Source organism: Schinkia azotoformans, from assembly GCF_035811335.1.
Classification (GTDB): Bacteria; Bacillota; Bacilli; order Bacillales; family Bacillaceae_J; genus Schinkia; species Schinkia azotoformans.
Genome location: NZ_JARSMD010000015.1, coordinates 99,243 through 112,637, shown reverse-complemented (window position 1 = coordinate 112,637; position 13,395 = coordinate 99,243). Strand labels below are relative to the sequence as shown.

Genomic DNA, 13,395 nt, shown 5'->3' with positions numbered 1-13,395 from the left:
TCTAAAATGGGTTAGTAATGTTTAACTTTATTTTGATTATAACCGAATGATGACGGAACGAAGTAGATTATAGCCCATTTAAAAGAGAAGAGTTTCCCTAGGCTGAAAGGAACTCTAAATGAAGGGTAATCGAACGCTACTCCTGAGTGCTTGGATTTAAAGCTAAGCCGTTTACCGCGTTAAGGTAGTGAAAGGTGATGAAAATTCTCCGAATGGAAGGGATTTTCGTAATCAGGGTGGTACCGCGAGGATAATAGCTCTCGTCCCTGCAGTTTACTGTAGGGATGGGAGCTTTTTTAACTTTATAAAAAATTAATTTTACATAATTAGGAGGATTTAATAATGAAAAAATTAACAGCTGCCCAAATTCGGCAAATGTACTTAGATTTTTTTAAGGAAAAAGGACATGCTGTGGAACCAAGCCGTTCCCTCATTCCGCATGAAGATCCATCATTATTATGGATTAACAGTGGGGTTGCCACATTAAAAAAATACTTTGATGGACGTGTTATTCCTGAGAATCCGCGTATTTGTAATGCCCAAAAGTCCATTCGTACCAATGACATTGAAAATGTAGGGAAAACTGCACGACATCATACATTCTTTGAAATGCTTGGAAATTTCTCAATCGGCGATTATTTTAAAAAAGAAGCGATTGAATTTGCATGGGAATTTTTAACGAGTGAGAAGTGGCTTGGACTTGAGCCTGAAAAACTATCAGTAACCATCCATCCCGAGGATAATGAAGCGTATGATTATTGGTTAAACGATATTGGAATCCCTGCTGAAAGAATCATTCGCATTGAAGGAAACTTCTGGGATATCGGGGAAGGTCCAAGTGGTCCAAATACGGAGATTTTCTATGACCGTGGCGAAGCATTTGGAAATGACCCTAATGACCCTGAGTTATATCCAGGTGGAGAAAATGAAAGATACCTCGAAATCTGGAACTTAGTTTTCTCTGAATTTAACCATAACCCAGACCATACTTATACGCCGCTTCCAAAGAAAAATATTGATACGGGAATGGGCTTAGAGCGTGTAGCTTCTGTCATGCAAGAGGTTCCAACCAACTTTGATACAGACCTTTTTATGCCAATTATTCAGGCAACCGAAGAAATTTCAGGTCAAAAATATAATGAAAGCACTGAAAAAGATGAGGCATTTAAAGTTATTGCAGATCATATTCGTACAGTAACTTTTGCGGTTGGTGATGGTGCCCTTCCTTCAAACGAAGGCCGTGGCTACGTATTACGTCGATTACTGCGCCGTGCTGTTCGTTATGCAAAGAAAATAAATATTAATCGTCCATTTATGTTTGAACTTGTACCAGTAGTTGGAGAAATTATGGTTGATTTTTATCCGGAGGTAAAGGAAAAAACTGAATTTATTCAAAAGGTTATTAAAAACGAAGAAGAGCGATTCCATGAAACATTACATGAGGGTCTAGCTATTCTTTCCGAGGTTATTAAAAAAGCCAAAAGCCAAGGAAGTACTGTTATTCCTGGCGAAGATGCCTTCCGTTTATATGATACATATGGCTTCCCGTATGAGTTGACAGAGGAGTATGCCGAGGAAGAGGGCATGACGATCGACAAAGATGGCTTTAATGTACAAATGGAGAAACAACGCGAGAGAGCTCGTAGTGCACGCCATGATGAAGGCTCCATGCAAGTACAAGGTGGTGTACTTGGAGATATTAAGATTGAAAGTAAATTTATCGGTTATGACCAAGCTGATGCAGAGTCTCTGATTGAAGTTGTTTTACAAAACAATGATTATGTAGAGCATGTACAAACTGGTGATGAGGCCCAAATAATTTTAAATGTGACTCCATTCTATGCTGAATCAGGTGGTCAGATTGCAGACCAAGGATACTTAGTTAACGACGGGCTTACACTACGTGTAAAAGACGTTCAAAAAGCACCAAACGGTCAGCATCTTCATTCCGTTGTTGTTGAAAAAGGCATTTTAACTAAAGGCGTGAAAGTAACAGCAAAAATTGATGAAGTAAAGCGTAATGCGATCATTAAAAACCATACGGCAACACACTTGCTGCACCAAGCGTTAAAGGATGTTCTTGGCAACCATGTTGCACAGGCTGGTTCATTAGTCTCACCGGATCGCTTGCGTTTTGACTTCTCTCATTTCGGACAAGTAAAGCCTGAGGAACTGGATAAAGTAGAAGCGATTGTAAACGATAAAATTTGGAATAGCCTTGATGTGGAAATCTCTCAAAAAGCCTTAAAAGAAGCAAAAGAAATGGGTGCAATGGCTCTATTTGGCGAAAAATACGGGGATATTGTTCGTGTTGTTAAAGTGGGCGATTATAGTTTAGAGCTTTGCGGAGGTTGTCACGTATCGAATTCAGCGCAAATCGGTTTATTTAAAATCGTTTCTGAATCCGGTATCGGTGCAGGAACTCGTCGTATCGAAGCCGTTACAGGACAAGGTGCATATCTATTAATGAATGACCAAATCAATATCTTAAAAGAAGCTGCTAATAAATTAAAAACGAATTTAAAAGATGTGCCTGCTAGAGTCGAGGCATTGCATGGTGAACTTCGTCAGCTCGAGCGTGAAAATGAATCATTGTCTGCGAAATTAAGCAATATTGAATCATCTAACCTTGTGAATGAAGTAAAAGAAATCAACGGAGTAAAACTGCTTGCGAAGAAGGTAAATGTTAAAGACATGAATAGCCTTCGTACAATGGTAGACGACTTAAAAGGAAAATTAGGTTCAGCGGTGATTATCCTTGGAGCAGTAAGTGATGATAAAGTGAATCTTACAGCCGGAGTAACAAAGGATTTAATAGAAAAGGGCTATCATGCCGGAAAATTAATTAAAGAGGTTGCGACACGTTGTGGTGGTGGTGGTGGTGGCCGTCCGGATATGGCCCAAGCCGGTGGAAAAAATCCAGAACAACTAGTAGATGCCTTAAATTATGCAGAAGAGTGGATGAAATCTATTTCGTAAATGCTTCAATATAGTGTACAATGGATATATGAACATGAAAAAGAGCGAGAGTCTAATCTCTCACTCACTTCTAGAACGGAGGTGTCATGATGAGCTCACTGGATAATACGATGAGATTTAATTTTCAAGAAGAGCCAATTGATACAAATGTGAAGGATGTACTTTTTACAGTATATGAAGCCTTACAGGAAAAAGGTTATAATCCGATTAACCAAATAGTAGGCTATTTACTTTCAGGCGACCCTGCCTATATCCCACGCCACAAGGATGCACGTAATATTATTCGCAAACTTGAAAGAGACGAATTAATTGAAGAATTAGTGAAATCCTATTTAGAGACTCATCGGGAAGGCACAAACTAATGAGAGTGATTGGCTTAGATGTAGGTACAAAAACGATCGGTGTTGCTGTCAGCGATGAACTAGGATGGACTGCACAAGGTATTGAAACAATTAAAATAGATGCAGATCAAAATGATTATGGGCTTGACCGGATTAAAACATTTATTAATGAGTATAATCCTGAAAAAATAGTTGTTGGTTTTCCGAAAAATATGAACGGAACAGTTGGTCCACGCGGGGAAGCTTGCCTGGAATTTGCTGAACTTTTGAAAAAGAAATTTCATATTGAGGTAGTTCTTTGGGATGAAAGACTATCAACTATGGCTGCTGAACGGATCTTACTAAGTGGTGACGTCAGTCGTAAAAAGCGAAAAAAAGTAATAGATAAAATGGCAGCTGTCATGATTTTGCAAGGATACCTTGATAGTAAACAATAAGGAGTGGAAACTAATGGCTAAAGAAGAAAAAGAACGAATTATTATTCCAGATGAAAACGGTGAAGAGCATCTATTTGAAGTTTTATTTACGTTTGATGTAGAAGAATCTGGTAAATCCTATATGGTAGTAGAACCTGTCGGCGCTAGCGACGAAGACGAAGAAGTTGAAGTATTTGCCTTCCGTTTCGAAGATGGTGAAGATGAAGAAGACCTTGCTTTATTCCCTATTGAAACTGATGAAGAGTGGGATATAGTTGAAGAGATGTTAAACACCTTCTCAGAACAAGAAGAGGACGAAGAATAATAATATAGTTTAAAAGGCGGACCTGTACTGGTTCGTCTTTTTTAGATCACCAAAACGATTAATCCTCACCAAACAGAGTTCGCAGCCCGTTTGATAATAGATAACAAAGATTAATCCTCACCAAACAGAGCTCACAGCCCGTTTGATAATAGATAACAAAGATTAATCCTCACCAAACAGAGTCCCACCACGGTTTGATAGCAGATAATTCCCTGATATTCATCTTAATAGTCGAGACATTTCAAATTTCTGCACAAATATGCGTTTTCACAAAAAATTACTCGAAATTTGTTGTATATATAGTATAATAATACGGATAGGGAGGAGGGGCATTTTTGGGTAGAACAAAAGAAAAAGATTCCAAAGTAAAACTTTCAGAACGAGAGCAGGAAGCACGCTTAGTTCGCAAAATAGTAGCTACTATTTTTACAATTGTTGCACTAATAATAATTGGAACAGCAATTTTTGGATACTTTTATATAAAATCAGCGTTAGAGCCGGTTGATGCAACCGACAAGTCAGAAACAAAAGTGACAATACCAATTGGTTCGTCCGTAAGAGGTATCGCGAATACCCTTGAAGAAAACGGCATTATTAAAAATAGTACAGTCTTTCGCTATTATGTGAAATTTAAAAATGAATCGGGATTTCAAGCAGGCGATTATAATTTAAGTCCATCGATGGAATTTGGTGATATTATTGCTCATTTAAAGACAGGTAAGGTTATGAAAGAACCTGTTTTTACAATTACAATTCCAGAAGGAAAGCAGCTTGAAGAAATTGCAACAATCATCTCGAAGAAGACAAATTATTCAGAGGCTGAGATCATCAAAAAACTTGATGACAAACAATATATTAAAAGCTTAATTAAAAAGTATCCAGCGATTTTATCAGATGATATTTTAAATGCTAAGATACGTCACCCATTAGAGGGCTATCTATTTCCGGCAACGTTTGAATATTATGAGGACGATCCGAAATTAGAAAATATCATAGAAGATATGCTTTCAAAAACAGAAGATATTGTATCCTCTTATTTAGGTCAAATAGAAGAAAAAGATCTTTCCGTTCATGAGTTTATGACGATGGCTTCTTTAATTGAAGAGGAAGCAACCGAAAAAGGGGACCGTGAAAAGATTTCTGCTGTTTTCTATAATCGTATTAACAAGAATATGCCTCTACAAACAGACCCAACTGTCTTGTACTCTATGGGCAAGCACCAAGTTGGAATCACCTACGATGACTTAGAAGTAGACTCACCGTATAATACGTATAAAAATTCTGGTTTGCCACCAGGGCCAATTGCAAGCCCGGGTGAAATATCGATGGCAGCTGCAGTAAATCCTGCGGGTGGTAAATATTTGTATTTTTATTCACGTCCTAACGGTGAAACGATCTTCACAACAACATTAAATGAACATAATAATATTAAGAATAAGTATAAGCATGAGTGGGATGAATTTAAAAAATCATAAGATTGGGGAATGTGAATTGGGCGTGTAAGCTGTTCAATTAGCATTCCCCCCTCTTGTTGTGATAAAATATCCTGAGGCATTTAACTTTATTCAGCAGAATAAAGTTAAAGCCTCCGGCGGATGCCTCAGATTTTCAAAGGTAGTTTTTCGAGCATGCCAGCTCGAAAATATCCGCGGGGCGCAAATACGCCAAGGCGCATTTGATTTTGTAGTAGGAGGTCTTCATACTTGTTCGTCCCTAGTGATGTAACTGAATATATAGAGAGCCTGGTTCCTAATCGAGAACCTGCCATAGTAGAAATAGAAAAATATGCCGGGGAGCATGGTGTTCCAATTATGGAACTTGTTGGAATTGAAGCGATGCTTCAGTTTTTAAGACTTGTACAACCGAAGTCCATTCTCGAGGTTGGAACGGCCATTGGTTATTCGGCAATCCGGATGGCAAAAGTATTGCCTAATGTACGTATTGTAACGATTGAGCGCGATAAAAACCGTTATGATAAAGCGATCGAAAATATCGAAAAAATGCAATTACAAGAGCGAATAACCGTGATCTTCGGGGATGCACTTGAAACAGGTGAACAGATTGGCCAAAATGGTCCGTTTGATAGTATTTTTATAGATGCTGCAAAGGGGCAATATACTCGTTTCTTTGAATTATATAGCCCAATGCTTAGTCAAAATGGTGTTGTTTTTTCCGATAATATTTTATTCAGAGGTTTAGTTGCAAAAAATAATATTGAGGATCGACGACATAAAAGTTTAGTTGAAAAGATAAAAGGATATAACAAATGGTTAATGAATCATCCTGAATTCGATACAACAATATTGACTGTTGGTGATGGTATTGCCATTAGCCGTAAGAGGTGAAGAAAAATGAAAAAACCGGAAATTTTAGTAACACCGACAAGTGTAGAGGATATTGAACTACTAGCTGAAGCTGGAGCGGATGCTGTCATGATCGGCGAAGAGCGCTATGGTTTACGCTTAGCAGGGGAATTTAATAGAGAGGATTTGCAAGCTGCGATAGAGTTGGCTCATAAAAACAATTTAAAAGCTTATGTTGCAGTTAATGCTATTTTCCATAATGAGAAAATTGAAGAATTGAAGGATTACATTAAGTTTGTAAGTGATTCAAAGGCCGATGCAATTGTATTTGGCGATCCGGCTGTGTTGATGATAGTACGAGAAGTTGCACCGGAAATGAAACTGCATTGGAGTACAGAAACGCTCGCAACAAACTATTACACATGTAATTATTGGGGCCGTAAAGGAGCACAACGCTCTGTTTTAGCACGTGAACTTAACATGGATGCTATTGTTGAAATAAAAGAAAATGCAGAAGTTGAAATTGAAATCCAGGTGCATGGGATGACATCGATGTTTCAATCAAAACGGTCATTAATTGGCAACTATTATGAGTTCCAAGGAAAGAGTATGAAGATAGAAAACCGCTCCGGGCAGGATCAAATGTACCTTCACGATAAAGAACGTGATAATAAATATCCAATCTTTGAAGACGAGAATGGAACACATATCATGAGTCCGAATGATATCTGTATAATCGATGAACTTGAGGAATTGATAGACGCGGGCATTGATAGTTTTAAAATTGAAGGCTTACTAAAATCATCAGAGTATATTGTTGAAGTTACGAAAAAATATCGCAAGGCCATTGATTTATGTGTCGAGACCCGAGATCAATATGAGAAAATAAAAGATCAATTGGTAGCTGATATAGAAGCAATCCAGCCGCCCAATCGTCCATTAGATACAGGCTTCTTCTATAAGGAAACTGTTTACTAGGATGAACCGTGTTACGTTTTTAAAAGAAAGGAATGTTCAGAGTGGCAATTACAGCTGATAAAATATCAAAAATCATCGACGGCAAGCGTGTTATCGTTAAAAAGCCTGAGCTCCTTGCTCCAGCCGGCAACCTAGAAAAGTTAAAAATTGCCGTTCATTATGGTGCAGATGCTGTTTTTATTGGCGGACAAGAATATGGCTTACGCTCAAACGCTGATAATTTTTCCCATGAAGAAATGGCCGAAGGGGTTCAATTTGCAAATAAATACGGAGCAAAAATATATGTTACAACGAATATTATTGCCCACAACGAAAATATTCCCGGATTGGAAGAGTATTTAAAGGGGGTTGAGAGTGCTGGTGTTGCCGGTATCATCGTTGCTGACCCACTTATTATCGAAACAAGTAAGCGGGTAGCACCGAAGCTCGAGACCCATTTAAGTACACAGCAATCCTTATCTAACTGGAAAGCAGCCCAGTTTTGGAAAGAAGAAGGTCTTGAACGGGTTGTATTGGCTCGTGAAACTAGTGCTGAAGAAGTTAGAGAAATTAAGGAGAAAGTCGATATTGAGGTTGAAACATTTATTCACGGGGCTATGTGTATCGCTTATTCCGGCCGATGTACGTTAAGTAATCATATGACTGCCCGAGACTCCAATCGAGGCGGCTGCTGTCAATCATGCCGTTGGGACTATGATTTGTATAAACTGGAAACGAATGAGGGGAATTTAGTGGATGTGCCACAATTTGTGGACACAGATCCGGCTTTTGCAATGAGTGCAAAGGATTTAAATTTAGTCTCATCGATTCCTATGTTAATTGAACTTGGTGTTGATAGTCTGAAAATAGAAGGAAGAATGAAGTCGATTCACTATATTGCAACGGTTGTCAGTGTTTATCGTAAAGTAATTGATGCCTATTGTGCTGACCCGGATCATTTTACGATTAAACAAGAGTGGCTGGAAGAACTTGATAAATGTGCAAACCGTGAGACAGCACCTGCGTTTTTTGAAGGGGTGCCCGGGTATAAAGAGCAATTGTTTGGAAATCATAGCAAAAAGACAACCTATGATTTTGTTGGAATGGTATTAGACTATAATCCTGACACACAAATGGTGACTTTACAGCAACGGAATCACTTTAAACCAGGAAATGAAGTAGAATTTTTTGGTCCGGAACTTGAGAATTTTAAAATGGTTATTGATAAGATTTGGGATGAGGAAGGAAATGAGCTTGATGCCGCACGACATCCTTTACAAATCGTGACTTTTAAAGTGGACCAGCCGGTGTTCCGTTACAACATGATGCGAAAGGAGATCTAATGAAAAAGCCAATCGTCATTGGTATAGCTGGCGGCTCTGGTTCTGGAAAAACATCCGTAACGAGAGCTATTTATGAAAAATTTTCAAATGAAAACATATTAGTGCTTGAACAGGACTATTATTATAAAGACCAAAGGTATATCCCATTTGAAGAAAGATTGACAACGAATTATGATCATCCACTTGCATTTGATAATGATCTGTTCATTACACATGTTAAACAGCTTCTCAATTATGAACAAATTGAGAAGCCTGTTTACGATTACAGTCTTCATACTAGGTCAAGTGAGACGATTCTGGTCCTACCGAAAAACGTGATTATATTGGAAGGGATACTCATCCTAGAAGATAAACGATTACGTGATCTTATGGATATTAAGGTTTTTGTTGATACAGATGCTGATATTCGGATCATTCGCAGAATACTCCGCGATATAAAAGAACGTGGTCGGACGATTGATTCCGTTATTGAGCAGTATGTAAGCGTTGTCAGGCCGATGCATTTGCAATTCATTGAACCGACCAAAAGATATGCCAATTTAATCATACCAGAAGGTGGCCAGAATGATGTTGCCATCGATTTATTGGTAACAAAAATCCAAACAATTGTTGATGAAATGGAAAATTTGTAATAGGATATTAAAAGTATACCTTTACTGTTGTATAAAGTTATGGGGGCTTTATAGAATTACTATACTTTTATCGAAGTACATAATGATTAATAAAGGAATTAAAGGAGCGAAGGGATATGGCAGAAGAAAAAAGCTATTATATGACTGAAGAAGGAAAAGAGAAATTAATTAAGGAATTGGAATATTTAAAGTCAGAAAAAAGAAAAGAAGTTGTTGAGCGCATTAAAATTGCCAGAGGCTTTGGAGATTTATCAGAGAACTCCGAGTATGATGCTGCAAAGGATGAACAAGCATTTGTAGAATCACGAATTGCAACATTAGAAAAAATGATTCGTAATGCTGTCATCATTGAGTCAGATGGGGAAAATTCAACAACTGTAACATTAGGCAAAAAAGTAATTTTTGCAGAAATTATGTCTGATGGCAGTGAAGATGAAGCGGAGGAATATACCATTGTTGGTAGTGCAGAAGCAGATCCGTTTGAAGGAAAAATTTCAAACGATTCTCCAATGGCTGTGAGCCTTTTAGGACGCCATGTAGGTGATGAAGTCGTAGTTCAAACACCTGGCGGCGAAATAAAAGTTCGAATTAAAGATGTAAAATAATCTATTCAATGTTTAATAATTTACACCTCGTCAAAAATGATGATGAGGTGTTTTTTTATGAAAATAAAAAGAAGAGCAATATCTATCATTACCATAATAATGATTATTTTTATGGGCTTGATTGGAAGGCTGGCGCAAATACAGCTTATTCAAACTGAATCTTTTTCAAAACACCATGTTAACTTAATTGAAGCAAGTATTAAGCAAAGGACGCAATCGATTGTATTAGATGATGGAAGAGGCCGATTTACAGATCGAAATGGCGAGGCGATTACAAATGACTATTACCCAAGCCTCGTCCTATTTCCGTTTTTAAAAGATATGGACTGGCCATCCGCGAAAATAGCAAAAATAAGCGGAATTCCTGAACAGTATTTATTGGCTGAGGTTAATCAAGCCAAAGCTCCATTTGCCTATGGAGGAAAGCATCCAATTAAATTAACGGAAGAACAGCAGAAGCAGATTAATGACTTGAAAATTCCAGGGGTGTTTGCATTATACCAACAGGTTTATACGAATCAAATCGTAGCGCGGCACTTAATCGGCTTGGTCCGCCAAAATAAAGAACTGATCGAAAAAAGGTATAAAGAAAAATTAGAGATTGGCCTTGTTTCAGCAGATACAGAGATTGGTATAACTGGACTTGAGCGGGCTTTCGATGAATTCCTCCTTCCAGAAGGTGAATCGAAGCTGCTGTACCATGTCGATCAGTTAGGGGGCCCTTTATTCGGGCTTGAGGTTAAATATACAGCACCGGCTAACCCATATTACCCAACATCAATAAAAACGACTTTAAACAAACCACTTCAAGTTATTGCAGAACAAGCGATTGACAATATGGGAATGAAAAAGGGCGGGTTAGTATTATTAGATGTTGAAACAAGTGATGTTTTAGCTATTGTCAGCAGACCCCAGATGAACGAAGAAAATCCATTTGCAGATGCGGGTGGAGTGAACGAAATGATACAGCCGCAAATACCTGGTTCTGTATTTAAAATCGTAACAGCTGCTGCCGTCTTAGAAAATGATGCGAAGATTCGGGGAAGAAGGTTTAATTGTAATTTGAATTTGTACGGTGAAGCCCGTACCGATCGCGAACTAGGATCCTTGAATTTCGAGGAAAGCTTTGCCCAAAGCTGTAATTATACATTTGCCAAGTTAGCTGAAGAGATCACTGTTCAGAACCCTACGTATATGGAGGATTATGCTGAAAAACTTGGTCTTATTAGCCGGGTTGGTTGGCATGGGGATGTTTTCCATTTTAATCACTTCATGCAATTTCCAGAAGAGCGTGTAGGCCGAGTATGGGGGGATGAAAAAGACAAAAATGTAAAGAAGGCTATCAATCAAACAGCGATCGGGCAAAAGGAGGTTCGGGCAAGTCCTTTGGCAGTTGCCAATATGATGGCTACCATCGCCAGAGGAGGGCAAAAAAAACAAGTAAGAGCAGTATCTGAAGTTCAATATAAAAATGGAACTACATTATTTGCATTTCCGAAACAAACTCTTCAGGGGGAGGGGCTTTCCTCCTACACATCCGAGCAGCTCCAAAACCTGCTTAAAAGTGTTGTACAATCCGGCACAGGGGAGCGTTTTAAAACCTTGCCATACACTGTCGCTGGTAAATCCGGAACAGCTGAAACGGGACGGAATGGGTTAGTTAACAAATGGTTTGCAGCCTATTTTCCGGTTGAACAGCCCAAATATGCATTAGTAGTTGTCGATTTGGATGTAAAAGAATCAGAAGCGAAAACAAATGACATAGTCGAAATAGTCATTAAAAAACTATATGAATGGGATACAAAAAAGTGAAATTACTTTTAGGTGATACAAAATAATGGTAGAATACGAGGTGATATACATTTGACTTAAAAGTGGGGGACAGAGTATGAAATACGATTTCAAGGATTTATATGAAGGCCCGCGTTTTCAAAACAGGGCAAAAAAACGAAAGATTAAATTAATCATTACAAGTATTGCTGCTATTTTAGGTATTGTACTAATCATCGGTATCATTAATATTTTTTCAGGGGATTCTGAACAGGCGAATGTAGCCCTTGAAGAGCCAAATGAAACAGAACAAGCTGTAGATGACACGATCGACGAAGTTGCTGATGACGCCGAAACAGATGATGATACTCTAACTGCAGACAATAATGAGGCAGCCCATAATGAAAATATAACAGAAAAAGTTTCTCCTAATAAACAGGTAACTAGTAAAGATGAAAAACATGATGCTGCTTCAGACTCTACTAAATCAGAGGATCGGGAATCAACGGTAGTCGGTTCTATTAAGAAGGACTGGGAACCAGTTGGAACAGAGCAGGAAGGCGAACATGTTACGGATTTTACAAAAGGATCACAGGATTGGGAGGAAATGACCCAAGCTGTCAGCTCTGCAACAGGTCTATCAAATGATAATATGATCGTATGGTGGATGGGGAACGGTGGTGCTTCTAATAAAGCGATTTCTACAGTAAGTACAAAAGACAAAGGAACCTATTATCGTGTTCAGCTTGAATGGGTGAATGGCTCAGGCTGGAAACCTGTTAAGGTGGAAGAAGTAGAGGGGAACGATCATCAACCCGGAACAGAATCAGCAACGAGCACTGAAACAACTAAAAACAGATAATTAGACGTAGAAAAGAGGCAAAGCTTAGATGAAGATTGGTATTATTGGAGCAATGGATGAAGAAGTAGCTATTTTAAAAGAGAAGATACAAAATAGGGAAGACTTGACGATTGGGAAAAGTGAATTTTCAATCGGAAAAATTAATAATATCAATGTCGTTTTGTTAAAATCAGGAATTGGAAAAGTAAATGCGGCCGTTGGTACAACATTATTACTTGATCATTTCAAACCTGATTATGTATTAAATACAGGCTCGGCAGGAGGATATCATACTGAATTGAATGTTGGTGACATCGTAATTTCAACAGATGTTAGACATCATGATGTAGATGTAACCGTCTTTGGATATGAGTATGGGCAAGTTCCGCAAATGCCCCCTGGCTTCACTCCAGATGTACGTTTAATTGAAAAAGCGGAAAAAGCAGCAGCTGGGATTACTGATATCAAGGTAGCTAAAGGATTGATTGTAACTGGAGATTCTTTCATGGACGATCCCGTAAGAGTTGATTTTGTTCGCGGGAAGTTTACGGATGTATATGCGGTTGAAATGGAGGCCGCGGCCATAGCCCAAGTCTGTCATTTATTTAATGTGCCATTTGTGATCATCCGGGCACTATCTGACATTGCTGGGAAGGACTCCGATGTATCATTTGATAAATTTCTTGAAAAAGCAGCACTGCATTCTGCAACATTAATTTTAAATATTGTTAGTGAATTTGAACAGGAAAGGTAACAAATTGTAAAAGAGTGTGAGGACCTCCCTTTGAGGGATCAATCTTCGCACTCTTTTTAATTTGCAGAAAAGCTAATGTTCACATAAAATTCATTACTATACCATAAGAGATTATTACTCTCATAATAG

General features: G+C 38.3%; 13 protein-coding genes and 1 other annotated feature. All 13 genes read left to right on the top strand.

Annotated elements, in window-relative coordinates; genetic code table 11:
* Positions 1–40 precede the first annotated feature (40 nt).
* Positions 41–271 (top strand) — a binding site (T-box leader).
* A gap of 71 nt (positions 272–342) precedes the next feature.
* The 13 genes from alaS (at position 343) to mtnN (ending at position 13,266) form a co-directional block, all read left to right on the top strand.
* On the top strand, positions 343–2,979 hold the full coding sequence (gene alaS, locus P9E47_RS08100) for an alanine--tRNA ligase (protein ID WP_326163087.1): 2,637 nt from the start codon (positions 343–345) through the stop codon (positions 2,977–2,979).
* An 89-nt stretch (positions 2,980–3,068) separates the two neighbouring features.
* The gene (locus P9E47_RS08095) at positions 3,069–3,341 is read left to right on the top strand and encodes an IreB family regulatory phosphoprotein (RefSeq protein WP_003331745.1); all 273 of its coding nucleotides are present in this window, start codon (positions 3,069–3,071) and stop codon (positions 3,339–3,341) included.
* Entirely contained in the window at positions 3,341–3,757 is a 417-nt protein-coding gene (gene ruvX, locus P9E47_RS08090; RefSeq protein WP_003331744.1) for a Holliday junction resolvase RuvX, read from the top strand. Before P9E47_RS08095 ends, ruvX begins: the two co-directional genes overlap by 1 nt.
* Before the next feature lie 13 nt (positions 3,758–3,770).
* A complete protein-coding gene (locus P9E47_RS08085; protein ID WP_003331743.1) occupies positions 3,771–4,061 on the top strand; it encodes a DUF1292 domain-containing protein in 291 nt (96 codons plus the stop codon).
* A 335-nt stretch (positions 4,062–4,396) separates the two neighbouring features.
* Complete coding sequence (gene mltG / locus P9E47_RS08080) at positions 4,397–5,536, top strand: endolytic transglycosylase MltG (RefSeq protein WP_003329804.1); 1,140 nt, start codon at positions 4,397–4,399, stop codon at positions 5,534–5,536.
* 228 nt (positions 5,537–5,764) lie between these two features.
* On the top strand, positions 5,765–6,406 hold the full coding sequence (locus tag P9E47_RS08075; protein WP_003329805.1) for an O-methyltransferase: 642 nt from the start codon (positions 5,765–5,767) through the stop codon (positions 6,404–6,406).
* 6 nt (positions 6,407–6,412) lie between these two features.
* Positions 6,413–7,342 (top strand): peptidase U32 family protein, encoded by a 930-nt coding sequence (locus tag P9E47_RS08070; protein ID WP_003329806.1) that lies wholly within the window; start codon positions 6,413–6,415, stop codon positions 7,340–7,342.
* Between the two features lie 41 nt (positions 7,343–7,383).
* Positions 7,384–8,664: a peptidase U32 family protein gene (locus tag P9E47_RS08065; RefSeq protein WP_003329807.1), complete on the top strand. Its 1,281-nt coding sequence runs from the start codon at positions 7,384–7,386 to the stop codon at positions 8,662–8,664.
* Positions 8,664–9,296, top strand: a complete 633-nt coding sequence (udk, locus tag P9E47_RS08060; protein ID WP_003329808.1) for a uridine kinase — start codon at positions 8,664–8,666, stop codon at positions 9,294–9,296. Before P9E47_RS08065 ends, udk begins: the two co-directional genes overlap by 1 nt.
* 116 nt (positions 9,297–9,412) lie before the next feature.
* Positions 9,413–9,901, top strand: a complete 489-nt coding sequence (gene greA, locus P9E47_RS08055; protein WP_003329809.1) for a transcription elongation factor GreA — start codon at positions 9,413–9,415, stop codon at positions 9,899–9,901.
* 57 nt (positions 9,902–9,958) lie between these two features.
* The gene (locus tag P9E47_RS08050) at positions 9,959–11,713 is read left to right on the top strand and encodes a peptidoglycan D,D-transpeptidase FtsI family protein (protein ID WP_326163085.1); all 1,755 of its coding nucleotides are present in this window, start codon (positions 9,959–9,961) and stop codon (positions 11,711–11,713) included.
* Between the two features lie 76 nt (positions 11,714–11,789).
* Positions 11,790–12,533: a YrrS family protein gene (locus P9E47_RS08045; RefSeq protein WP_003329811.1), complete on the top strand. Its 744-nt coding sequence runs from the start codon at positions 11,790–11,792 to the stop codon at positions 12,531–12,533.
* A 28-nt stretch (positions 12,534–12,561) separates the two neighbouring features.
* Positions 12,562–13,266, top strand: a complete 705-nt coding sequence (gene mtnN, locus P9E47_RS08040) for a 5'-methylthioadenosine/S-adenosylhomocysteine nucleosidase (RefSeq protein ID WP_003329813.1) — start codon at positions 12,562–12,564, stop codon at positions 13,264–13,266.
* The last annotated feature ends 129 nt before the right edge of the window (positions 13,267–13,395 follow it).